The organism is Streptomyces sp. NPDC107562, from assembly GCF_055657325.1.
This window is the reverse complement of the sequence record NZ_JBVKBE010000012.1, coordinates 83,339-104,398: the sequence shown is the minus strand read 5'-3', so window position 1 is coordinate 104,398 and position 21,060 is coordinate 83,339. Positions and strand designations below refer to the sequence as shown.

The 21,060-nt window shown below is 71.6% G+C and carries 20 protein-coding genes; 9 read left to right on the top strand and 11 right to left on the bottom strand.

The features are described 5' to 3' along the window. The first annotated feature begins 2 nt into the window (after window positions 1–2). The 3 genes from ACZ7LV_RS28435 to ACZ7LV_RS28425 all read left to right on the top strand — a co-directional run bounded on the left by ACZ7LV_RS28435 (window position 3) and on the right by ACZ7LV_RS28425 (window position 1,645). Window positions 3–416, top strand: coding sequence for a roadblock/LC7 domain-containing protein (locus tag ACZ7LV_RS28435; protein WP_005479603.1), 414 nt, complete (start codon window positions 3–5; stop codon window positions 414–416). 94 nt (window positions 417–510) lie between these two features. After that, window positions 511–1,083: a DUF742 domain-containing protein gene (locus ACZ7LV_RS28430; RefSeq protein WP_471943361.1), complete on the top strand. Its 573-nt coding sequence runs from the start codon at window positions 511–513 to the stop codon at window positions 1,081–1,083. Beyond that, window positions 1,064–1,645, top strand: a complete 582-nt coding sequence (locus tag ACZ7LV_RS28425; RefSeq protein WP_030216560.1) for a GTP-binding protein — start codon at window positions 1,064–1,066, stop codon at window positions 1,643–1,645. Before ACZ7LV_RS28430 ends, ACZ7LV_RS28425 begins: the two co-directional genes overlap by 20 nt. Before the next feature lie 132 nt (window positions 1,646–1,777). On the opposite strand, the gene ACZ7LV_RS28420 is transcribed toward ACZ7LV_RS28425, so the two are convergent. Together ACZ7LV_RS28420 and ACZ7LV_RS28415 are read right to left on the bottom strand one after the other, a co-directional pair. Continuing rightward, window positions 1,778–1,975: an acyl-CoA carboxylase subunit epsilon gene (locus ACZ7LV_RS28420; RefSeq protein WP_401673715.1), complete on the bottom strand. Its 198-nt coding sequence runs from the start codon at window positions 1,973–1,975 to the stop codon at window positions 1,778–1,780. Between the two features lie 57 nt (window positions 1,976–2,032). After that, the gene (locus ACZ7LV_RS28415) at window positions 2,033–3,565 is read right to left on the bottom strand and encodes an acyl-CoA carboxylase subunit beta (RefSeq protein ID WP_471943596.1); all 1,533 of its coding nucleotides are present in this window, start codon (window positions 3,563–3,565) and stop codon (window positions 2,033–2,035) included. 399 nt (window positions 3,566–3,964) lie between these two features. On the opposite strand from ACZ7LV_RS28415, the gene ACZ7LV_RS28410 reads away from it, so the two are divergent. From ACZ7LV_RS28410 to ACZ7LV_RS28400, 3 genes are all read left to right on the top strand, one after another. Next, complete coding sequence (locus tag ACZ7LV_RS28410) at window positions 3,965–4,567, top strand: YceI family protein (RefSeq protein ID WP_471943359.1); 603 nt, start codon at window positions 3,965–3,967, stop codon at window positions 4,565–4,567. Between the two features lie 136 nt (window positions 4,568–4,703). Next, complete coding sequence (locus tag ACZ7LV_RS28405) at window positions 4,704–5,201, top strand: N-acetyltransferase (RefSeq protein ID WP_471943357.1); 498 nt, start codon at window positions 4,704–4,706, stop codon at window positions 5,199–5,201. 187 nt (window positions 5,202–5,388) lie between these two features. Further along, a complete protein-coding gene (locus ACZ7LV_RS28400) occupies window positions 5,389–6,171 on the top strand; it encodes a serine protease (protein WP_471943355.1) in 783 nt (260 codons plus the stop codon). A 117-nt stretch (window positions 6,172–6,288) separates the two neighbouring features. Here the strand turns inward: ACZ7LV_RS28400 and ACZ7LV_RS28395 are convergent, their stop codons facing one another. Next, window positions 6,289–7,635 carry a hypothetical protein gene (locus ACZ7LV_RS28395; protein WP_471943353.1) on the bottom strand — a complete coding sequence of 449 codons (1,347 nt, stop codon included), beginning with the start codon at window positions 7,633–7,635 and terminating at the stop codon, window positions 6,289–6,291. Window positions 7,636–7,832: 197 nt separating this feature from the next. Between ACZ7LV_RS28395 and ACZ7LV_RS28390 the strand changes: the two genes are divergently transcribed. Continuing rightward, window positions 7,833–8,525 (top strand): GPP34 family phosphoprotein, encoded by a 693-nt coding sequence (locus ACZ7LV_RS28390; RefSeq protein WP_471943351.1) that lies wholly within the window; start codon window positions 7,833–7,835, stop codon window positions 8,523–8,525. 70 nt (window positions 8,526–8,595) lie between these two features. On the opposite strand, the gene cimA is transcribed toward ACZ7LV_RS28390, so the two are convergent. Beyond that, complete coding sequence (gene cimA / locus ACZ7LV_RS28385) at window positions 8,596–10,200, bottom strand: citramalate synthase (protein WP_471943349.1); 1,605 nt, start codon at window positions 10,198–10,200, stop codon at window positions 8,596–8,598. A gap of 389 nt (window positions 10,201–10,589) precedes the next feature. Here cimA and ACZ7LV_RS28380 point away from each other — a divergent pair, with 389 nt between their 5' ends. After that, window positions 10,590–11,882, top strand: coding sequence for a CehA/McbA family metallohydrolase (locus ACZ7LV_RS28380; RefSeq protein WP_471943347.1), 1,293 nt, complete (start codon window positions 10,590–10,592; stop codon window positions 11,880–11,882). A gap of 43 nt (window positions 11,883–11,925) precedes the next feature. On the opposite strand, the gene ACZ7LV_RS28375 is transcribed toward ACZ7LV_RS28380, so the two are convergent. From ACZ7LV_RS28375 to ureA, 4 genes are read right to left on the bottom strand one after another with little or no spacing between them, the layout of a single operon-like run. Further along, on the bottom strand, window positions 11,926–12,576 hold the full coding sequence (locus ACZ7LV_RS28375) for a TetR/AcrR family transcriptional regulator (RefSeq protein WP_471943345.1): 651 nt from the start codon (window positions 12,574–12,576) through the stop codon (window positions 11,926–11,928). An 8-nt stretch (window positions 12,577–12,584) separates the two neighbouring features. Continuing rightward, window positions 12,585–13,625 carry an agmatine deiminase family protein gene (locus ACZ7LV_RS28370; RefSeq protein WP_471943343.1) on the bottom strand — a complete coding sequence of 347 codons (1,041 nt, stop codon included), beginning with the start codon at window positions 13,623–13,625 and terminating at the stop codon, window positions 12,585–12,587. A gap of 11 nt (window positions 13,626–13,636) precedes the next feature. Beyond that, a complete protein-coding gene (locus ACZ7LV_RS28365; RefSeq protein ID WP_471943341.1) occupies window positions 13,637–15,349 on the bottom strand; it encodes an urease subunit alpha in 1,713 nt (570 codons plus the stop codon). Then, on the bottom strand, window positions 15,346–16,050 hold the full coding sequence (gene ureA / locus ACZ7LV_RS28360; RefSeq protein WP_471943339.1) for an urease subunit gamma: 705 nt from the start codon (window positions 16,048–16,050) through the stop codon (window positions 15,346–15,348). The genes ACZ7LV_RS28365 and ureA overlap by 4 nt, the downstream gene beginning before the upstream one ends. A gap of 155 nt (window positions 16,051–16,205) precedes the next feature. Here ureA and ACZ7LV_RS28355 point away from each other — a divergent pair, with 155 nt between their 5' ends. Next, window positions 16,206–17,648: a cytosine permease gene (locus ACZ7LV_RS28355; RefSeq protein ID WP_471943337.1), complete on the top strand. Its 1,443-nt coding sequence runs from the start codon at window positions 16,206–16,208 to the stop codon at window positions 17,646–17,648. Between the two features lie 524 nt (window positions 17,649–18,172). Here the strand turns inward: ACZ7LV_RS28355 and ACZ7LV_RS28350 are convergent. The 3 genes from ACZ7LV_RS28350 to ACZ7LV_RS28340 form a co-directional block, all read right to left on the bottom strand. Next, a complete protein-coding gene (locus ACZ7LV_RS28350; protein WP_471943335.1) occupies window positions 18,173–19,261 on the bottom strand; it encodes a branched-chain amino acid aminotransferase in 1,089 nt (362 codons plus the stop codon). A gap of 291 nt (window positions 19,262–19,552) precedes the next feature. Further along, the gene (locus ACZ7LV_RS28345; protein ID WP_471943333.1) at window positions 19,553–20,596 is read right to left on the bottom strand and encodes a 3-isopropylmalate dehydrogenase; all 1,044 of its coding nucleotides are present in this window, start codon (window positions 20,594–20,596) and stop codon (window positions 19,553–19,555) included. A 109-nt stretch (window positions 20,597–20,705) separates the two neighbouring features. After that, the gene (locus ACZ7LV_RS28340; RefSeq protein WP_294004210.1) at window positions 20,706–20,837 is read right to left on the bottom strand and encodes a hypothetical protein; all 132 of its coding nucleotides are present in this window, start codon (window positions 20,835–20,837) and stop codon (window positions 20,706–20,708) included. Between the last annotated feature and the right edge of the window lie 223 nt (window positions 20,838–21,060).

Here is a 21,060-nt window from a genome sequence, read left to right as displayed (position 1 = left end):
CGATGAGCCAGGCGGCACAGAACCTGAACTGGTTGATCACCAACTTCGTGGACAACACCCCCGGGGTGTCCCACACGGTGGTGGTCTCCGCCGACGGACTCCTTCTGGCGATGTCCGAAGGCTTCCCCCGCGACCGTGCCGACCAGCTCGCGGCCGTCGCCTCCGGTCTGACCTCGCTGACCGCCGGCGCCTCGCGCATCTTCGAGGGCGGCAGCGTGAATCAGACGGTTGTGGAGATGGAGCGGGGATTCCTCTTCATCATGTCCGTTTCCGATGGGTCGTCCCTCGCGGTTCTTGCGCACCCGGAAGCGGACATCGGCCTCATTGGGTACGAGATGGCACTTCTGGTCGACCGCGCGGGCACGGTCCTGACCCCGGATCTTCGTGCGGAGCTCCAAGGAAGCCTTCTCAACTAACAGACAGACGGTGCGATTTCGCGTCCCGTGGCCGTAAGGTTTCGGGACGCGGCTCCACAGCGATGGGTGCTCGGCACAGTCGGAGGAGGAGAAAGTGGCAACACCCCCAAGCGGTTCATCATCGGGCAACTGGTCGTACGGCCCTGGCCAGGGGCAGAACGACGGTTCCCAGAACCGGTACAACTTCCCCTCCGCACCCAGCCACCGGCAGCCGTACGCGCCACAGGGCCCCGGCCCCTCGCCGTACGACCAGCCGAACGCACCCCGCATCCAGCCGGTGCAGCCGCAACGCCGCACCCCTGAGCCCGCCCCCGCCGGGGCGTCGAACAACCCCCTGGTGCGCCCGTACGCGATGACGGGCGGCCGCACCAGGCCGCGGTACCAGCTCGCCATCGAGGCACTGGTGCACACCACCGCGCAGCCGCACCAGATGCAGGGCCAGTTGCCCGAGCATCAGCGGATCTGCAACCTCTGCCGGGAGATCAAGTCGGTGGCCGAGATCTCGGCCCTGCTGACCATCCCTCTCGGCGTGGCCAGGATCCTCGTCGCCGACTTGGCGGAGGCGGGCCTGGTCGCCATCCATCAGCCCGGCGGCGACGAGAACGCCGGCGGCCAGCCAGACGTGACACTGCTCGAAAGGGTGCTCAGTGGACTTCGCAAGCTCTAGCGGCGGTCCTTCCCGCTCCACCACCTCGGCGAAGATCGTGGTGGCGGGTGGCTTCGGCGTGGGCAAGACCACGTTCGTCGGGGCCGTCTCGGAGATCAACCCGCTGCGTACCGAGGCCGTCATGACGTCAGCTTCGGCCGGCATCGACGACCTCACCCACACCGGGGACAAGACGACCACGACGGTCGCCATGGACTTCGGCCGCATCACGCTGGACCAGGACCTGATCCTGTACCTGTTCGGCACCCCCGGCCAGGACCGCTTCTGGTTCATGTGGGACGACCTGGTGCGCGGCGCCATCGGCGCGATCGTCCTCGTGGACACCCGCCGCCTGGCCGACTGCTTCCCGGCGGTCGACTACTTCGAGAACAGCGGCCTGCCGTTCGTCATCGCCCTCAACGGCTTCGACGGCCAGCAGCCGTACCAGCCCGACGAGGTGCGTGAGGCGCTCCAGATCGGCCCGGACACCCCGATCATCACGACGGACGCCCGCCACCGCGCGGACGCCAAGTCGGCGCTGATCACGCTGGTCGAGCACGCGCTCATGGCGCGCCTGCGGTAGGCAGCGTCCGTAGTCCGTAGGACCCCGAAGGGCCCCCTCCGCGTCGGAGGGGGCCCTTCGCCCGTTCAGGACCGCCGACGGACGACGCGAGAGGGCCCCTCCGATGCGGAGGGGCCCTCTCGCGTGGCTGTCCTAGCCGTGCCAGCTGTGCGGGGCGCGGAAGCCGGGCTCGCGCTCCAGGCGGCGCCAGCCCGCCTTCGCGCGGCCACCGTGGGCGGGGGCCGCAGTGGACGTGTGGGCCGCCGCGCGCGCCAGGAGGATGGCCGTGATGGCGGCGACTTCCTCGGGTCCGGCGTGGCCCTTCTCGACGCGGATGTCAGGGGTGCTCATGGCAGTCAGTCTCCGTGGATGAGGTTTCCGCGGGGGTGCCGCGGAGGGTCCGCTGGGTTACTGCGGGGGGTTGCCGTGCTTGCGCGAGGGCAGGTCCGCGTGCTTGGTGTGCAGCATCGCCAGGGACCGGACGAGTACCTCGCGGGTCTCGGCCGGGTCGATGACGTCGTCCACGAGACCGCGCTCGGCCGCGTAGTACGGGTGCATGAGCTCGGACTTGTACTCCTTGACCATCTTCTGCCGCATGGCCTCGGGGTCCTCGGCGTCGGCGATCTGGCGGCGGAAGATGACGTTGGCGGCGCCCTCCGCGCCCATCACGGCGATCTCGTTCGTCGGCCAGGCGTAGGTGAGGTCCGCGCCGATGGACTGGCTGTCCATGACGATGTAGGCGCCTCCGTACGCCTTGCGCAGGATCAGGGAGATCCGGGGCACGGTCGCGTTGCAGTACGCGTACAGCAGCTTCGCGCCGTGGCGGATGATGCCGCCGTGCTCCTGGTCGACACCGGGGAGGAAGCCGGGGACGTCCAGGAACGTGATGATCGGGATGTTGAAGGCGTCGCACATCTGGACGAAGCGTGCGGCCTTCTCGCTCGCCTCGATGTCCAGGACGCCCGCCAGCGCCTGCGGCTGGTTGGCGATGATGCCGACGACCTGGCCGTCCAGCCGGGCCAGCGCGCAGATGATGTTGCGCGCCCAGCGCTCGTGGACCTCCAGGTACTCCCCGTCGTCGACGATCTCCTCGATGACCTTCGCCATGTCGTACGGCCGGTTGCCGTCCGCCGGGACCAGGTCCAGCAGGACGTCGGAGCGGCGGTCGGGGGCGTCGGAGGAGTCGACCCGGGGCGGGTTCTCCCGGTTGTTCTGCGGGAGCAGGGAGAGGAGGTAGCGCACCTCGGCGATGCAGGTCTCCTCGTCGTCGTACGCGAAGTGGCAGACGCCGGAGGTCTCCGCGTGCACGTCGGCGCCGCCGAGGCCGTTCTGGGTGATCTCCTCGCCGGTCACCGCCTTGACCACGTCGGGGCCGGTGATGAACATCTGCGAGGTCTCGCGGACCATGAAGACGAAGTCGGTGAGGGCGGGCGAGTACGCCGCGCCGCCGGCGCACGGGCCGAGCATCACGCTGATCTGCGGGATGACGCCGGAGGCCTTGGTGTTGCGCTGGAAGATGCCGCCGTAGCCGGCCAGGGCGCTGACGCCCTCCTGGATGCGGGCGCCGGCGCCGTCGTTCAGCGAGACCAGCGGGGCACCGGCCGCGATGGCCATGTCCATGATCTTGTGGATCTTCGTGGCGTGGGCCTCGCCGAGGGCGCCGCCGAAGATGCGGAAGTCGTGCGCGTAGACGAAGACGGTGCGGCCTTCGACCGTGCCCCAGCCGGTGATGACACCGTCGGTGTACGGCTTCTTGGTCTCCAGGCCGAAGCCGGTCGCCCGGTGCCTGCGCAGCTGCTCGACCTCTCGGAAGGAGTCCGGGTCGAGGAGCAGCTCGATGCGCTCGCGGGCGGTCAGCTTGCCCTTGGCGTGCTGCGCCTCGGTCGCCCGCTCGCTGGGGCCGGCCACCGCCTGCGCGCGGATCTCGTGCAGTTCGGCCACTCGCCCGCGAGCGTCCGTCGGCTCGCCGGTCGGCTCGCTCGTCGACTCACCCGTCGCCTCATCCAAAACGGTCATGTAGCGACCTTACGAAGAGGAGCAAGGAAAGCGAGCCGTCGACTCCGTACAGTCTCCGGGTCGTTTTCCTGGTACCCCTGAACAGAACCAGGGCGGCATGCAGGCGTTCCGACTGCTCAGAGGGCTTCGACGTTGTAGGGGTCACACAAACCGGCCAGCTGTGAGCCACGCAAGATTCATGTCCCGCCGATGCCATCCGTGGAGTGACGCGTGAGCTTATCGCGACACTCCGACAGTGAGGTTGAAACTTGAACGGAATAGGTCTACGGTCGCTCTCGTTGGCATGGTTGAACATTCAACAGCCCCGTCCCCAAGGAGCACATCATGGGTATCTTCGGCAGCAGGAACAGCGGCACCACGACCAAGGCCACGGACGTCAACCCGGACCTGGCGGCCCTGACCGGCGACTACACGATCGACCCCTCGCACACCTCGATCGGCTTCGTCGCCCGGCACGCCATGGTGACGAACGTGAAGGGCAAGTTCCTCGACTTCACCGGCGCGCTGCACCTGGACGGCTCCGACCCGTCGCGCTCCACCGCCACCCTCGACGTCAAGATGGACAGCATCAGCACGGGCAGCGACGACCGTGACGGGCACCTGAAGAGCGCGGACTTCTTCAAGACGGACGAGTTCCCGGCGATGACGTTCCGCTCCACCAAGGCCGAGGCGCTCGGCGGCGACGACTACCGCATCACCGGCGACCTCTCGATCCTCGGCGTCACCAAGCCGATCACGATCGACCTGGAGTTCAACGGTGCCGCGAAGGACCCGTTCGGCAACGACCGCGTCGGCTTCGAGGGCAAGGCCGAGATCCTGCGCTCCGAGTGGGGCCTGACCTGGAACGCCGCGCTGGAGACGGGCGGCGTGCTGGTCTCCGACAAGATCAAGCTGAACTTCGACATCTCGGCGATCAAGAACGCGTGACGGCGGGACGACCGCCCCGCTGAGGCTTCGAGCGCGCCCGCCCTCCACTCCCCCGAGGAGAGGGCGGGCGCTCGCTGTCCGGGGGGCGTCCGGTCGCGGCGGATGCTCGCGGACAGGACTGTGGCATGCTGCGCCGATGACATGGTTGCCGCCCGACTTCGTCCACCCCCTGCGCGTCACCGTCCCCGCGGGGGACGGCCATCATCTGCGGCCGATCAGCGGGGCCGACGCACCGCTCGACTACCCGGCCGTGATGGGCTCGCGTGAGCGGCTCTGGTCGATGTTCGGCAAGGCGTGGGGCTGGCCGTCGGCCACCATGTCGTACGAGGCCAACCAGGCCGACCTGGAGCGGCACGCCGCCGAGATCGACGCGCACGAGTCGTTCAACTACACCGTGGAGAACGCGGACGGGACCGCTCTGCGCGGCTGCGTCTACATCGACCCGCCGGAGAAGGCCGGGGCGGACGCCGAGATCTCCTGGTGGGTGGTGGACGGCGAGGTCGGCGGCCCGCTGGAGCGCGCGCTGGACCTGTTCGTGCCGCGCTGGATCGCCGAGGAGTGGCCCTTCACGCGCCCGCGGTTCGTGGGGCGGGACCTGACGTGGGACGAGTGGCTCGCGCTGCCCGACCGGTGAGCCGCCCGCCCGACGGCTAGGGCGGGGCGGGGCGGACCGGGCGAAGGGGGCGCCTGTCGGCCACCGCGGGTTGGCCGGATTGCGGTGCTTGTGTGGAGGGTCACACCGTTCTCATAATCCTTCCACCGGGAATTGACATGCGCCTGACATTCCCGCCCTCCTCAGACCCCCCACGGAAGGCGTCAAGGTGAAGACTTTCCTCAAGGCCCTCAAGAGATGCGCGGTCGCCGCCGCCGCCACGCTCGCGGTCGTCAGCCTCCAGCCCGTCTCGGCCGCGCAGGCGGCCCCCGCCCCGGTGGTCGGCGGCACCCGCGCCGCGCAGGGCGAGTTCCCGTTCATGGTCCGGCTGTCGATGGGCTGCGGCGGTGCGCTGTACACCCAGCAGATCGTGCTGACCGCCGCGCACTGCGTGGGAGCCAGCGGCAACAACACCGGCATCACCGCGACCGCCGGGGTGGTGGACCTCCAGTCGACCAGCGGCCGGGTCCAGGTCCGCTCCACCAAGGTCCTGCGTGCCCCGGGCTACAACGGCAACGGCAAGGACTGGGCCCTCATCAAGCTCGCCCAGCCGATCAACCTGCCGACCCTGAAGCTGGCCACCACCACGCAGTACAACACCGGCACCTTCACCATCGCCGGATGGGGGGCCAACCGCGAGGGCGGCGCACAGCAGCGCTACCTGCTCAAGGCGGACGTGCCGTTCGTCAGTGACGCCACCTGCCGCTCCTACAGCGGCTACAGCGGGCTCATCGCCAACGAGGAGATCTGCGCCGGATACACCGCGGGCGGCGTGGACACCTGCCAGGGCGACTCCGGCGGCCCCATGTTCCGCCGTGACGCGGCCGGCGCCTGGGTCCAGGTCGGCATCACGAGCTGGGGCATAGGCTGCGCCCGCCCGAACGCCCCCGGCGTCTACACCGAGGTCTCCACCTTCGCCTCGGCGATCGCCTCGGCGGCGGCCACCCTCTAAGCCGTACGACCACTGCGCTCCCCACGACGTTCGGGCCCGGTGCCGCATCGGCACCGGGCCCGTCCCGTGTCCGCGTGCGGGCCTCGAAAAGTCCGCTCCCGTTGCCGCGTGCGGAGCTCAGAACCCGCCTCCGAAGTCCCCTCCCCCGCCGAAGTCGCCGCCGCCGAAACCGCCGAAACCGCCGCTGAAGTCGTCCGTGTTGAAGTCCGCGCCGGAGACGTCGCCGCCCTGGTGGCCGCCGAAGTCGCCGTAGCCGGAGCCGTAGTCGGAGGCGTAGGCCGGGGTGGCCATGGCGCTGCCGAGCAGGGTGCCGACGAGCAGGCCGGGCAGGATGCCGCCGCCGAAGTAGCCGCCGGCCCAGGGGCCGTAGGCCGGTCCGGCGTCCCAGTAGGGGCGGCGGCCGGAGGCGGTGTCGACCTCGCGGATCATCGGGTCCTGACCGTCGGACAGCCGGGCCTGGTCGGCCGCGCAGACCGGCACCTCGCGGGTCGCGCCCTCCAGCGGTGTCCAGGTGACGTCGGCGACCGAGGGGCCGTGCCGTGGGTCGAAGAAGCAGGGCGGGCGGCGTTCGGGCAGGGGGCGTCCCTCGCGGCGGGCGGCGAGCGACGCGAGGGCGAAGCGGCCGTCCTCCAGGGACTGCGTGACCGGCCGTACGTCCTCGGGCCTGCCGGCCGCCGCCATCTGCGACTTGGCCTTCTCGTAGGCGTCCAGCGCGTGTTCGTAGTCGGCGCGCATGGCGTCGTCGGCGCCGGGTTCGCCGGGGTGGAAGTCCAGGCGGTCCAGCTCCTCACCGAAGGCCGTGATGTCCTCGTCGACCACCACCCGCAGCTTGTCCAGCGCGGCCCGCCGTTCCTCCTCCTGGCGGCGGCGGTTGCGGCGGACCAGACCGTAGGCGCCCGCGCCGCCCGCGGCCAGCACCGCGCCGAGGGTGATCAGGCCGGTGGTCGAGGCGCCGTCGCCGCTGTTCTCGCCCCAGCTGCTCGGGGCCGCGCCGCCGACGTTGCGCAGGGCGCTGTCGACGAAGTCGTTGAGCTGCGCCTTGACGTCGCCCGCGCTCTGTACGGATGTCACCAGGTTGGACACCGCCGGGCGGCTCAGCACCCGGCTGTCGGCACGGGCGTCGAAGGCGTCGCCGAGCCGGATGCCGTACAGGCCCGTGACGCCCGTCTCGGTGCGGAGGTTCTGGAAGAGGTTCTGCGTGGGGTAGCCGGCCGGCAGGACCGCGACGAAGACGGGTTTGTCGGCGTCCTTGATCTTGTCGGCGAGCGCCTCGGCGTCCGACGAGGACAGCAGGCCGGACGCGGCCGGGTCCACGTAGACGGGGCTCTCGCGCAGGGCCGCGGCGACCTGGGACAGGTCGGTGGCCGCGTGCGCGCCCGGCGCACCGGCCACCAGGACCGCCAGCACGGCGGTGACCGGCACGATCAGCAGGCGTACGAGCCTTTGTACGAACGCGGCCTTCATATGTTCGAAGCTACCTGAACGGGCACAGAAACGGACATCGGTCCCGGGACGGAAATCCCTCCCCGGGGCGGACGGGGCGGACGGGGCGGTGGTGGAGGCGCACGGGAGCCGTCCGCCGTGCTGCGGATAGGCTTCCCGCGCCCCATCGTGGAGATACGGCGAGGGGCCGTATCGACGCCCGTGACCTGGAGCTCGAGATGACCACACCGCAGGATCTGCTGATCGTCGCCCTCAACGTCCCCTCCAGCCACGACCTGGGGCAGGGCGACCTGTCGCTCGCGCTGGCCGGCGCGGAGGTCCTCGACCTCGTGGACGCCGGGGTGGCGTCCCTGGAGGACGATCGCCTGGTGCCGGGCGCCGAACGCGCCACGGGGGACCGTCTGCTGGACGAGGCCGGGGCCTCGCTGGTCCGGCAGGCGCCGTACGAGACGGTCGAGGAGTGGCTGTGGCGCCGCGGGCGCGGGCTGGCCGAGGTCTATGTCGCCGCGCTGGAGGCGGAGACGCCGACGGGCACGGGACGCCGTCACTGGCTGCGGCGCCGCAGCGAGCCGGCGCCGGCGGTCCTCGACACGCCCTCACGTCACCACGCGAACGAGCGCTGGGCGGCCCAGGAGCCGGTCCTGGTGGGCCTCGCGAAGGAGCTGGGCATCGGGGAGCGTTCGGGGAGCGCGGACGACACCGAGGCCCTGGACGACACCCTCGACGACGCCACCGTCCACGACGCCACGACCGACCCCGCCGGGACGGCCGGCGCGGCCGGTGGCTTCGGCGACGGGCCGGTGGTGACGGTCCTCGCCGCTCTCGGCGACGCGCTGACCGAACTGGAGGCCGTCCGCCAGCGCCGCCGCATCGAGGAGGACGCCTTCGACAACGTCTGGCGGGCTCCCTGATCTGCCCGCCGCGCGCCCCGGGTCGTCGCGATCCGGCACCGGGGCCCGGGAGGCCGTGCGTGCGGCGCGGTTACGACGCCGGTTCCACGCCCGCTCGCAGGAGGCCGTAGGTGTACGCGTCCTCCAGGGCCTGCCAGGAGGCCGCGATGACGTTGTCCGCGACGCCCACCGTGGACCATTCGCCGGTGCCGTCGGAGGTGGCGATGAGCACCCGGGTCGTGGACTGGGTGCCGTGCTTGCCCTCCAGGATGCGGACCTTGTAGTCCACCAGCTCCAGCTTGGCCAGCTGCGGATAGATCTTCTCCAGCGCGACCCGCAGCGCCCGGTCCAGGGCGTTGACGGGACCGTTGCCCTCGGCGGTCGCGACGATGCGCTCGCTCTTGGCCCACAGCTTCACGGTGGCCTCGTTGGCGTGGCTGCCGTCGGGCCGGTCCTCGACGATCGCCCTCCAGGACTCGACCTCGAAGTACTTCAGCGGCCTGCCCTCGACCTCGGCGCGCAGCAGCAGCTCGAAGCTGGCGTCGGCGGCCTCGTAGGTGTAGCCCTTGAGCTCGCGCTCCTTCACGCGCTCCACGACCCGCCCGACCAGCTCGCGGTCGCCGCCGAGGTCGATGCCGAGCTCCTTGCCCTTGAGCTCGACCGAGGCCCGGCCCGCCATGTCGGAGACCAGCATCCGCATGGTGTTGCCGACCTGCTCGGGGGCGATGTGCTGGTACAGGTCCGGGTCGACCTTGATGGCGGACGCGTGCAGCCCGGCCTTGTGCGCGAAGGCGGAGACCCCGACGTACGGCTGGTGGGTGGAGGGTGTCAGGTTGACGACCTCGGCGATGGCGTGCGAGATGCGGGTCATGTCCCGGAGGTGACCCTCGGGCAGCACCGTCTTGCCGTACTTCAGTTCCAGGGCGGCGACCACGGGGAAGAGGTTGGCGTTGCCGACGCGCTCGCCGTAGCCGTTCGCCGTGCACTGGACGTGGGTCGCGCCCGCGTCGACCGCCGCGAGGGTGTTGGCGACGGCGCAGCCGGTGTCGTCCTGGGCGTGGATGCCGAGCCGGGCGCCGGTGTCGGCGAGGACCGTCGAGACGACCGCCTGGACCTGGGCGGGGAGCATGCCGCCGTTGGTGTCGCAGAGCACCACCACGTCGGCGCCCGCCTCGGACGCGGCACGCACGACGGCCTTGGCGTACTCGGGATTGGCGCGGTAGCCGTCGAAGAAGTGCTCGCAGTCGACGAAGACCCGGCGGCCCTGTTCCTTCAGGAACGACACGGTGTCGCGGACCATCTCCACGTTCTCGTCCAGGGTGGTGCGCAGGGCGAGTTCCACGTGCCGGTCGTGCGACTTGGCGACCAGGGTGATCACCGGGGCGCCGGCCGCCAGGAGTGCCTTGACCTGCGGGTCCTCACTCGCCCTGATGCCGGGGCGGCGGGTGGCGCCGAAGGCGACCAGCTGGGCGTGGCGGAACGTGATCTCCTGCTGGGCGCGGGCGAAGAACTCCGTGTCCCGCGGGTTGGCGCCCGGCCAGCCGCCCTCGATGAAGCCCACGCCGAAGTCGTCCAGGTGCCGTGCGATGGCCAGCTTGTCCGCGACGGTGAGGTTGATGCCCTCCCGCTGGGCGCCGTCGCGCAGGGTGGTGTCGAAGACGTGGAACGAGTCGTCGAGCTCGCTGGTTTCCGTCATGGTCTGAAGGCTCCTGATGTATGGATCTCGGTCTGTACCGGAATGACCGGCTCCACCGTCCCCTATGATCCCTCGCGCTCGGCTCCGGCTGTTGGTGGGCCAGAAAAGCGAAAAACCCCTCGCGGGTGCGAGAGGTCTGCGCGCGGGTCGAGGACGACGGTGGCCGCCCGTACCTGGTCGTACGTGGCGGTCACTGCGGACCGGCGCGCCTGCTGCCAATAATCGTCGTGGCGAACGAGAGCACGGGGGAAGTCTGGCACAAGCCGCCCCCCGTCTCACCGGCGTCTCAGGATGCGGGCGCAGGGTTCCGCCGTCGCGCTCATCCACCGTTAACCCCTCGCACGACGTCCAGTCTGGCCATGTTCCTGCCAACACCGTGAAGTAGGGGCATGGGAGATCTGGGGCACCACCACGACCACATCCACGGACACACCGACCCGCACGGCGCCGCTCACGGCCACGCCCACGGGCGGCCGGCGTCCACCACCAGCCGCCGGGCGCTGCTCGGTGCCGCCGGAGGGCTGTTGTTCCTGGCCGCGGCGCCGGGGAGCGCGCAGGCCGCCACGACCCGTACCGCGCGGGACGGCGGCGCCGCCGTCGCGGCCACCCGCGGCGGGGCCGCCCGCGCCTCGCTCATCACGCAGGGCACCACGCTGGTCCACGCCGACCTGCACAACCACACCGCCATGTCGGACGGCGACGGCGACCCGGCGCTGGCGTTCGGCTCGATGCGCGACGCGGGCCTGGACGTGGCCGCGCTCACGGACCACAGCGGCGTCTTCACCATCGGCGGCCTCAGCTCCTCGGAGTGGCGGCGCACCGGCCAGCTGGCCGACGCCGCCAACGTGCCCGGCGTCTACACCGCCATCCGGGGCTTCGAGTGGACCCACGCGCTGCTCGGCCACGCGAACGTCTGGTTCTCCGACAGCTACGTCGACATGTCGGCGGCGCCGGGGATGAGCGCGTTCTTCAACTGGCTGGACGACCGGGACGCGGTGGCCGGCTTCAACCATCCCGGCCGGGAGGAGCTGCGGTTCAACGAGTTCGGGTACAACGCCGCGGTGCACGACCGCATGGTCAGCCTGGAGATGTTCAACCGCACCGACGACTACCTCTTCGAGGGCTGGTCCTCGGGCAGGTCCTCGCCCCTGGTGGCCTGTCTGAACGCGGGCTGGCGCACCGGTCTGACCGGCGTCACCGACGAGCACGGCACCGACTGGGGATTCCCGGAGGGCAAGGGCCGCAGCGGGCTGTGGGTCACCGAGAACACCCGCGCGGGCGTGCTGGAGGCGATGCGGGCGCGGCGGTTCTTCGCCACCCGGGTCTCCGGGCTGCGGCTCGACGCCACGGCGGCCGGGGTGCGGATGGGCGGTCAGCTGCCCTTCGCGTCGGGTGACGTGACCTTCCAGGTCGACCTCGACCGGGGTGCGGAGTGGGCGGGCAAGCCGCTGCACATCCAGGTGCTGCGGCCGGGCAGCCGGGCCCCCGAGGTGGTCGACGTCATCGAGACGACGTCCGGCCGGATCACCTCCTTCACCGTGCCGCTGAACTCCGCCGACGGCACCTGGGTGGTCCTGCGGGTCTCCGACCCGACGCAGGCCAACGGCTCCCCCGGGCCGGCCGGTCACCCCTGCAACGACTTCGGCGTGGCGTACAGCAGCCCCTGGTGGCTCCAGGGCTGACCCGGCGGCCGGGGTGGCGCGGGGCGTCGGGCCGGCACACGGCCTACGCCCCGTCGCCGCCCCGTGCGGTCCCGTCGTCTGCCCGGCCCGTCCCCTCGGCGCCCCGCACGAGCCCGTCGTCCAGGAACTCCCGGACATGGGCGAGGATCCGCGCGCGGTCGGTCCCCGGCAATCCGATCGCCACGTGGAGGGAGAAGCCGTCGAGCAGCGCGCGCAGCCGGGCGGCGAAACGGTCGGGGTCGACGGCGCGGAACTCGCCCCGTGACACACCTTCCGCGATCAGCGCCACCAGGTCGCGGTGCCAGGCGCCCTCGATGGCGGCCTGCCGGGCGCGGGCCTCCTCGTCGGCGTTCTGCGAGCGGTTCCAGACCTCCAGCCACAGCGTCCAGTGCGGGTCGCGGTGCCCGTCGGGGACGTACAGGTCGACGTAGGCGTCGACGCGCGCGCGGGCGGAGGCGGCGCGCGTCAGCAGCCGGCCCCGCTCGGCACCGAGCCGGCCCTCGCTCCACTCCAGGGTGCGCAGCAGCAGTTCGTCCTTGGAGCCGAAGTAGTACAGCAGGTGCCCGCTGCTCATGCCGACCTCGCGGCCGAGCGCCGCCATGGTGAGCTTCTCCAGGCCGCGCTCGGCGATCATCTCCATGGCGGCGGCGAGGACTTCCTCACGCGGCGGTGCCTGTCTGCGCCCACCTGCCATCGCTGCTCCTAGATCTTCGGCTGCTGCTGGGTGATGCAGTGGATGCCTCCACCCCCCGCGAAGATCGTACGGGCGTCCACAAGGGTGACCGTCCGCTCCGGAAACAGCCGGCGGAAGATGCCCGCCGCCGGCTCGTCGCGCGGGTCGTCGAAGGCGCACAGGACGACGCCTCCGTTGCAGAGGTAGTGGTTGATGTAGGAGTAGTCGGCCCAGTGGCCGTCGGCCTCCAGCACGGTCGGGGCGGGGACCTCGACGACCTCCAGGGCGCGGCCGCGTGCGTCGGTGGCCGACCGCAGGCGCCCGATGACCTCCTTGGTGACCTCGTGGTCGGGATGCGCGGGGTCGGGCTGGTGGTGGGCGACCACCACGCCGGGGCGGGCGAAGGCGGCGACGATGTCGACGTGGCCGAGGGTGCCGAATCCGTACGGCGGGTAGTCCCCGGTGAGGCCGCGGGGCAGCCACAGGGCCTTGCGGGTGCCGAGCTGGGCGTGGATCTCGGCCTCGACCTCCTCGCGCGTCCAGCCGGGGTTGCGCTCGGGCCCGAGCTGGACGGTCTCGGTCAGCAGGACCGTGCCCTCGCCGTCCACATGTATCGCCCCGCCCTCGTTGACGAGCCGCGAGGCGTACGACGTGGCGCCCGCGAGGTCCGCGACGTAAGCGCCGATCTTCGCGTCGTTCTCCCAGCGGGCCCACTCCTGGGCGCCCCAGCCGTTGAACGTCCAGTCCACGGCGGCGAGCGCGCCGGAGCCGTCGGTCAGGAAGGTGGGGCCGATGTCCCGCATCCACGCGTCGTCGAGCTCGCGTTCGACCGTCTCGACGCCCTCGCCCAGCAGGCTGCGGGCCTGCTCCGACTGACCGGGGCCGCACACCACCGTCACCGGCTCGAAGCGGCGGACCGCGCGGGCCACCGAGGCCCAGGCGCTCCGGGCGGCGGCGAGGTCCTCGGGGTCCTCGAAGGTGGGGTTCGGGCCCGGCCAGGCCATCCAGGTGCGCTCGTGCGGGGTCCACTCGGCGGGCATGCGGAAGCCGTCGGCTGCGGGGGTGGTCATGTCGTGGGTCCTTAGAGGAAGTACAGACGGTTGAGGGAGACGGACTCGGCCGGTGCGGAGCGCAGCGGGTCGCCGTCGAGGGTGACCAGTCCGGTGCGCGCGTCGACGTCGACCTGTCCGGTACGGGAGTTCAGGCGCAGGTCGGCCGGTCCGATCCCGCGCGTGCCGCGCACGGCGACCCGGCGTCGCCGGGTCGGCATGGTGTCGTGGCCCTGGTCGAGGGCGGCCTGGGCGACGAACGCGACGGAGATGTCGGCGGGGGTGGCGCCGTGCGCGCCGAACTGCGGTCCCAGCACGAGGGGTTCGCAGGTGTCGGTGGCGGCGTTGGGGTCGCCGACCACGCCGTACGCCGGGAAGCCGGCCTTCAGCACGAGCTGCGGCTTGGCGCCGAAGTACTCCGGCCGCCACAGCACGAGGTCAGCAAGCTTGCCGACCTCGATCGACCCGACCTCGTGGGCCAGCCCGTGCGCGAGGGCCGGGTTGATGGTCAGCTTGGCCATGTACCGCAGGACGCGCTCGTTGTCGTGCTCGTCCGGGGCGCCGAACTCGGCCTTCATCTTGCCGGCCATGGCGAACGTACGGCGCACCGTCTCGCCCGCGCGTCCCATGCCCTGCGCGTCCGACGAGGTGATGCCGATGGCGCCCAGGTCGTGCAGCACGTCCTCGGCGCCCATGGTGCCGGCGCGGATGCGGTCGCGGGCCATGGCGGCGTCGCCCGGCAGGTCGGTCTTGAGGTCGTGGACGGAGACGATCATGCCGTAGTGCTCGGCGACCGCGTCCCGGCCGAAGGGCAGGGTCGGGTTGGTGGAGGAGCCGATGACGTTGGGCACCCCGGCCATCTTCAGCACGTTGGGGACGTGTCCGCCGCCGCAGCCCTCGATGTGGAAGGCGTGGATCGTGCGGCCCTCCAGAACGCGCAGGGTGTCCTCCACCGAGAGGCACTCGTTCAGGCCGTCGCTGTGCAGGGCGACCTGGACGTCGTGCTCCTCGGCGACGCGCAGTGCGGTGTCGAGGGCGCGGGTGTGGGCGCCCATGTCCTCGTGCACCTTGAAGCCGCTCGCCCCGCCCTCGGCCAGCGCCTCGATCAGCGGGGCCTCGTGGGACGACGAACCCCGGCCGAGGAAGCCGATGTTGACCGGCCAGGCGTCGAAGGCGCCGAAGGCGTGCCGCAGCGCCCACGGCGCATTGACGCCGACCCCCCACACCGGTCCGAACTCCTGGCCGATGACGGTGGTCACGCCGGACGCCAGCGAGGCCTCCATGATGCGCGGCGACAGCAGGTGGACATGGGTGTCCACGGCCCCGGCGGTGGCGATCAGCCCCTCTCCGGAGACGATCGACGTGCCCGTGCCGACCACGACGTCGACCCCGTCCAGGGTGTCGGGGTTCCCGGCCCTCCCGATGGAGCAGATCCGACCCTCGCGGATGCCGATGGAGACCTTGCGGATCCCCTGCACCGCGTCGATCACGACGACGTTGCTGATCACGACGTCACAGGTGTCGCGGACGGCGGCGGCCTTGAGGTGCAGCCCGTCACGGGCGGTCTTGCCGAAGCCGGCGAGGAACTCGTCCCCGTACCGCTGGGAGTCGGACTCCACACGGATCGTCAGACCGGAGTCGCCGAGGCGGATCCGGTCCCCGGCGCGCGGGCCGTGCGTGGCCGCGTAGGCGTGCGGGTCGACATGGATCGACTCGCTGATCTCCCGTCCCTTGGAGCGGCTCATCGCGCGCCTCCTTCCGGTGTGGATCCCGTAGTGCCGAGGTAGCCGCACGCGGCGGCCCGCCGCAGGGCCTCCGCCTTCGCCCCGGGCGCGTCCAGCGGCCCGTCGACGAGCCCGGCGAAGCCGATCGCGATCCGCTCGCCGCCGATCGGTACGAGCCCGACCTCGCGGCTCTCGCCCGGCCCGAAGCGCACGGACGACCCGGCGGGCACCGCGAGCCGCATCCCGTAGGCGTCGCTGCGGGCGAAGTCCAGCCGCGGGTTGGCCTCGAAGAAGTGGAAGTGGGAGGTCACGGAGACGGGCACGGTCGCGGTGTTGGTGACGGTCAGCCGCACCGCCGCCTCGGGCTCGGCGTGCTCGGGTCCCGGCAGCAGCGCACCCGGCGCCCGCTCGCCGAGCCTGCCGCCGATCGGGGCGGAGACGACGGCGAGCCGGGAACCGTCGTCGAAGACCGCCTCGACGTGCACCTCGGTGACGACGTCGGCGACGCCCGGCAGGACGTCGTCCGGACCGAGCACCGAACGGGCGCGTTCGACGGCCTCGGCGAGCCGGGCGCCGTCGCGGGCCGCCTCGCACACCGTGTCGGCGATGAGGGCGGTGGCCTCCGGCACGTTCAGCCTCAGGCCCCGTGCCTTCCGGGACCGGGCCAGCTCGGCCGCCGAGAAGAGCAACAGCCGGTCACGTTCCGTGGGGGTCAGTCTCATGACGCGGGCACCTCCTTGTCATCCCCGCTTTAGAGCATCACTCTAAACATGAGATTCCCAGAACGGAAACATTGACGGATCGACACGGCGGACGCCACATTGAACACCGCTCAAACAGATCGAAGAACCTGGCGGCCGTCGAAGGAGACCCAGCCATGCCGATGGAACAGCGCGGAGTCGACACCATCCCGGACGAGGAACGCACGAGCACACCGCGCGACCTCGTCTCGATCCTGCTCGGCTCCAACCTCTGCCTCGGAGTGATCGTCTTCGGCTGGCTGCCGCCGTCCTTCGGGCTGGACTGGTGGGGGTCGGTGAGCGCGATCCTGGTCGGCACGGTCGTCGGTACGGCGGTCACGGCGCCGCTCGCGCTCGTCTCCCTGCGCACCGCCACCAACCTGTCGACGTCCTCCGGCGCCCAGTTCGGCGTGCGCGGGCGGCTGGTCGGCTCGATCGTCGGACTGCTGCTCGCCCTCGGCTACACCGCGCTGACCGTGTGGATCGGCGGCGACGTGACGGTGCGCGTTCTGGAGAGGCTCTTCGGGCTGTCGGCGGGCGGAGGATCGTACGGCCTGGTCTACGCGCTGCTCGCCGCCGCCACCGTCGTCGCCGCGGTCTACGGCTACCGCCTGCTGCTCGCCCTCTCCCGCGTCCTCGCGATCGGCATGACGCTTCTGCTGGTCCTCGGACTCGTCGCGTACGCGCCCGACTTCACGACCGGCGCGCTTGCGGAGGCGGGCGGGTATCTGCTCGGCGGGTTCTGGCCGACGTGGGCGCTGGCGACGGTGGCCGCCGGCCTGTCCGGCCCCATCGCGTTCATCACGCTGCTCGGCGACTACACCCGCTACATCTCCCCGGCCCGCCACTCCTCCCGCCGGGTGCTGCGCGCCACCTGGCTGGGCCTGCTGCTCGGGCTGCTGGTGCCGCAGCTCTTCGGCACCTTCACCGCCTACGCCGCCCGCGCGGCCCTCGACTACGCCGGTCCGCTCGTCACGGCCTCGCCGTCCTGGTACCTGGTGCCGCTGCTGCTGGCCGCCTCCGCCGGGTCGGTCGGCAACGCGGGGCTGATGCTCTACTCCATGGGCCTCGACCTGGACGCCATCCTGCCGCGCGCCTCCCGCGCCCGGGCCACCTGCGCGGTCGCGGTCGTCGCCACCGCCTGCGTCTTCGCCGGCCACTACGCCTGGGAGGCGCAGTCCGCGATGACGTCGTTCGTCCTGCTGCTGACGGCGATCGGCACGCCCTGGGCGGTGATCACCCTGATCGGCTTCGTCCGCGGCGGTGGCGTGTACGACGCGGAGGCGCTCCAGGTCTACAACCGCCGGGCGCGGGGCGGGGCCTACTGGTTCCGCGCCGGCTGGAACATACCGGCCACGGTGTCCTGGGCCCTCGGCGCGGTGGTCGGCGTCCTCGCCGTGTCCCTGCCCTCCTACGAGGGCCCGCTGCTGTCCCTGACCGGCGGGGTGGACTGCAGCTTCCTGCTGTCGGGCGCGGTGGGCGGCCTGACCTACGTCCTGCTCCCCCAGCCCCACCCACCCCTCCCGGCCCCCACCTCGACGGAGCCCGCCCCCGACGCGTTGAGCCGATCCGTCGACTGAGGCCGACCGGCGGCTGAAAGGGGCCTGGCCCGAGCCCGAGAGCCGGGTACGGCGAGCCGGCGCCACGGCGGGAGCCCAGGAGCCGTGACGCGTCGGACGGAAACGGGACCGGGCTGCGGGCCGGACCCCGTCGGGGCCCGCGGAAACCGAAGTCCCGGCGCCGGAGGCCGGACTCCGCCACGGCCGACCCGTTCAGCCCGTCCGGCCATGGGTACAAGGGCGGTCGGGCGTAAGGGATCGGCGCCGTGAGGGAGACACGGGTCGGCGCCAGGAGGAAGGACAGGACGCCCGGCGCACCGGCCCGGCCGGCGGCTCCAGCTCGCCCGCCTCGGTCGGTGCGCGGCCGGCGGTGCGGGACGCAAGCCCCCGGCGCCGACTGGGGGCGGCGCCGGGAGGAGAGACAGGGACGGCCGGCGCACCGGCCCGGTCGGCGGCTCCGGCTCGCCCGCCTCGGTGGTGCGCGGCCGGCGGTGCAGGGCGAAAGCGCCCCGGCGCCGACTGGAGGCGGCGCCGGGGGCGGGGGGTCAGGCCAGCTGGTGCATCCAGCCGTGGGTGTCCTCGGCGGTGCCGCGCTGGATGTCGAGGAGGGCCTGGCGCAGACGCAGGGTGACCTCGCCGGTCCCACCCGCCGACTGCTGCCACTGACCGGACGCGCGCTTGACCGTGCCGACCGGCGTGATCACGGCGGCCGTGCCGCAGGCGAAGACCTCGGTGAGGCTGCCGTTCTCCGAGTCACGCTGCCACTGCTCGACGGAGACGCGGCCCTCCTCGGCCTCGTAGCCCAAGTCGCGGGCGACGGCAAGAAGGCTGTCGCGGGTGACGCCCTCCAGGATCGACCCGGTGAGCGACGGCGTGACGATCCTGTCGCCGTACACGAAGTAGAGGTTCATGCCGCCCAGTTCCTCGACCCACCGGTGCTCGACGGCGTCGAGGTAGCAGACCTGGTCGCAGCCCTTGGCCGCGGCCTCGGCCTGGGCCAGCAGGGAGGCCGCGTAGTTGCCGCCGGTCTTGGCGTCGCCCATGCCGCCGGGGACGGCGCGGACGCGGTCCTCGGAGACCCAGATGGAGACCGGCTTGACGCCGCCCGGGAAGTAGGCGCCGGCCGGGGAGGCGATGACGAGGAAGAGGTACTCGTTGGCCGGCTTCACGCCCAGCCCGACCTCGGTGCCGATCATGAAGGGGCGCAGGTAGAGGGATTCCTCGCCGCCGTGGGCCGGCACCCATGCGACGTCCTGGCGGACCAGCGCGTCACAGGCCTCGATGAACGTCTCGACCGGCAGCTCGGGCATCGCGAGGCGGCGGGCGGAACGCTGGAAGCGCAGGGCGTTCTGGTCGGGCCGGAAGGTGGCGACCGAGCCGTCGGGACGGCGGTAGGCCTTCAGCCCCTCGAAGATCTCCTGCGCGTAGTGCAGGACGTTGGTGGCGGGGTCGAGGGAGATCGGCGCGTACGGGACGAGCTGTCCGTCGTGCCAGCCGCGGCCCTCGGTCCACTTGATGGTGACCATGTGGTCGGTGAAGTGGCGGCCGAAGCCGGGGCTCGCGAGGATGGCCTCGCGCTCCGTGTCGGAGAGCGGATTGGCGGAGGGCTTGAGCTCGATCGTGGGCGTCGTCATCAGTGGGTGTCCTTCACCGTTGGTAGTGACGGGCCGCGCTCACGCCCGTACTGCCGGTGGCCAGTGCTAGGACGTCCGAGCATTCCCTCATTCCGCGGCTCCGCGTTCGATTATCGCCCGCGGGTGGCCATGGTCGGAAAACGGCATGAATGCGGCCCAGGGATTGATGGTCGCACTCGGCGGGGACAGTGAAAAGCCGCCGGGTGCGGATTGCGACCCGGCGGCTGTCGAATGATCTGCGTGATCGGCCCGTTGGCTCTGAGCGATCGGCGAGATTTCGAGCGGCGCGGGTCAGCCGGCTACTCGTACGGCGAGCGCGTCGCCGATCTCGGAGGTGCTGCGCGCCGGCCCCGCGACCCGCTCGGCGAGGTCGGCGGCGACCGCCTCCTCGATGCGGGTGGCCTCGGCCTCCAGGCCGAGGTGACGCAGCAGCAGCGCGACGGACAGGACCGTGGCGGTCGGGTCGGCCTTGCCCTGGCCGGCGATGTCCGGCGCGGAACCGTGCACGGGCTCGAACATCGAGGGGAACTCGCCGGACGGGTTGATGTTCCCGCTCGCGGCGACGCCGATGCCGCCGGAGACGGCCGCGGCGAGGTCGGTGATGATGTCGCCGAAGAGGTTGTCCGTGACGACGACGTCGAACCGCTCGGGCTGGGTGACCAGGTAGATGGTCGCCGCGTCGACGTGGATGTACTCGGTGGTGACCTCGGGGAACTCCTCGGCCACCTTGTTGAAGATGTTCGTCCAGAGGTGGCCCGCGAAGGTGAGCACGTTGTTCTTGTGGACCAGCGTGAGCTTCTTGCGCGGACGGGCCTGGGCGCGGGCGAAGGCGTCACGGACGACGCGCTCGACGCCGTAGGCCGTGTTGACGGACACCTCGGTGGCGACCTCGTGCTCGGTGCCCTTGCGGATGCTGCCGCCGTTGCCGGTGTAAGGGCCCTCGGTGCCCTCACGGACGACCACGAAGTCGATCCGCGGCTCGCCGGCGAGCGGGGTGGCGACGCCGGGCAGCAGCTTGGACGGTCGCAGGTTGACGTGGTGGTCGAAGGCGAAGCGGAGCTTGAGCAGGAAGCCGCGCTCCAGGACGCCGGAGGGGACACCGGGGTCGCCGATGGCGCCCAGCAGGATGGCGTCGTGCCGCTTCAGGGCGTCGAGGTCGGCGTCGGTGAGGGTCTCACCGGTGGCGTGGTAGCGCCGGGCGCCGAAGTCGTACTCCTTGGTCTCCAGCTTCACATCCTGCGGGAGCGCGGCGGAGAGGACCTTCAGGCCTTCGGTCACGACCTCCTGGCCGATGCCGTCACCGGGGATCACTGCGAGATTGATGCTGCGAGACATGCGGGCACCCTACCCCTCGTCCCACGAGATGACATGCGCTGTCCGCGATACGGACGGACACGGGCAGCGCATGCTCCCCGGACGGCTCCGGCGGGGCGGGCGGCCCGCCTCAGTGGCCGGTCTCGCCGCCGTTGTCCCGGCGGTCGAGGGCGCGCTGGAGGGCGGCCGCGGCGTTCTTGCGGTCGGAGTCACTCGTACGGGAGACGTGGCGGACTCGGCGGCGGACGGTCGTCTCGGCCATGGGAAATCGACTCCTTCGACAGCGTGGAGTGCGGCAGGGGTTTTCGACACGCCGGTGGGCGGGGAGCGGTGCCGCAGGGGTTGCCTGCACGGGGCCCGGCTCACTACCGCCATTCGCTGGATCTGCGAGACGTTCGGCTCCTACAAAGCTAGGCGGTGACGGCGCATCTGTCTCCACAATTACTCGGACTTCCTACTATCTGAGACGGCGGGTCGGGTCGCAC

Coding starts and splice junctions, on each gene's coding strand:
- ACZ7LV_RS28435 (WP_005479603.1), top strand. CDS start 3: ATGAGCCAGGCGGCACAGAACCTGAACTGGTTGATCACCAACTTCGTG.
- ACZ7LV_RS28420 (WP_401673715.1), bottom strand. CDS start 1,975: ATGAGCACCCCTGACATCCGCGTCGAGAAGGGCCACGCCGGACCCGAG.
- ACZ7LV_RS28410 (WP_471943359.1), top strand. CDS start 3,965: ATGGGTATCTTCGGCAGCAGGAACAGCGGCACCACGACCAAGGCCACG.
- ACZ7LV_RS28405 (WP_471943357.1), top strand. CDS start 4,704: ATGACATGGTTGCCGCCCGACTTCGTCCACCCCCTGCGCGTCACCGTC.
- ACZ7LV_RS28395 (WP_471943353.1), bottom strand. CDS start 7,635: ATGAAGGCCGCGTTCGTACAAAGGCTCGTACGCCTGCTGATCGTGCCG.
- ACZ7LV_RS28390 (WP_471943351.1), top strand. CDS start 7,833: ATGACCACACCGCAGGATCTGCTGATCGTCGCCCTCAACGTCCCCTCC.
- cimA (WP_471943349.1), bottom strand. CDS start 10,200: ATGACGGAAACCAGCGAGCTCGACGACTCGTTCCACGTCTTCGACACC.
- ACZ7LV_RS28380 (WP_471943347.1), top strand. CDS start 10,590: ATGGGAGATCTGGGGCACCACCACGACCACATCCACGGACACACCGAC.
- ACZ7LV_RS28375 (WP_471943345.1), bottom strand. CDS start 12,576: ATGGCAGGTGGGCGCAGACAGGCACCGCCGCGTGAGGAAGTCCTCGCC.
- ACZ7LV_RS28370 (WP_471943343.1), bottom strand. CDS start 13,625: ATGACCACCCCCGCAGCCGACGGCTTCCGCATGCCCGCCGAGTGGACC.
- ACZ7LV_RS28365 (WP_471943341.1), bottom strand. CDS start 15,349: ATGAGCCGCTCCAAGGGACGGGAGATCAGCGAGTCGATCCATGTCGAC.
- ureA (WP_471943339.1), bottom strand. CDS start 16,050: ATGAGACTGACCCCCACGGAACGTGACCGGCTGTTGCTCTTCTCGGCG.
- ACZ7LV_RS28355 (WP_471943337.1), top strand. CDS start 16,206: ATGCCGATGGAACAGCGCGGAGTCGACACCATCCCGGACGAGGAACGC.
- ACZ7LV_RS28350 (WP_471943335.1), bottom strand. CDS start 19,261: ATGACGACGCCCACGATCGAGCTCAAGCCCTCCGCCAATCCGCTCTCC.
- ACZ7LV_RS28345 (WP_471943333.1), bottom strand. CDS start 20,596: ATGTCTCGCAGCATCAATCTCGCAGTGATCCCCGGTGACGGCATCGGC.
- ACZ7LV_RS28340 (WP_294004210.1), bottom strand. CDS start 20,837: ATGGCCGAGACGACCGTCCGCCGCCGAGTCCGCCACGTCTCCCGTACG.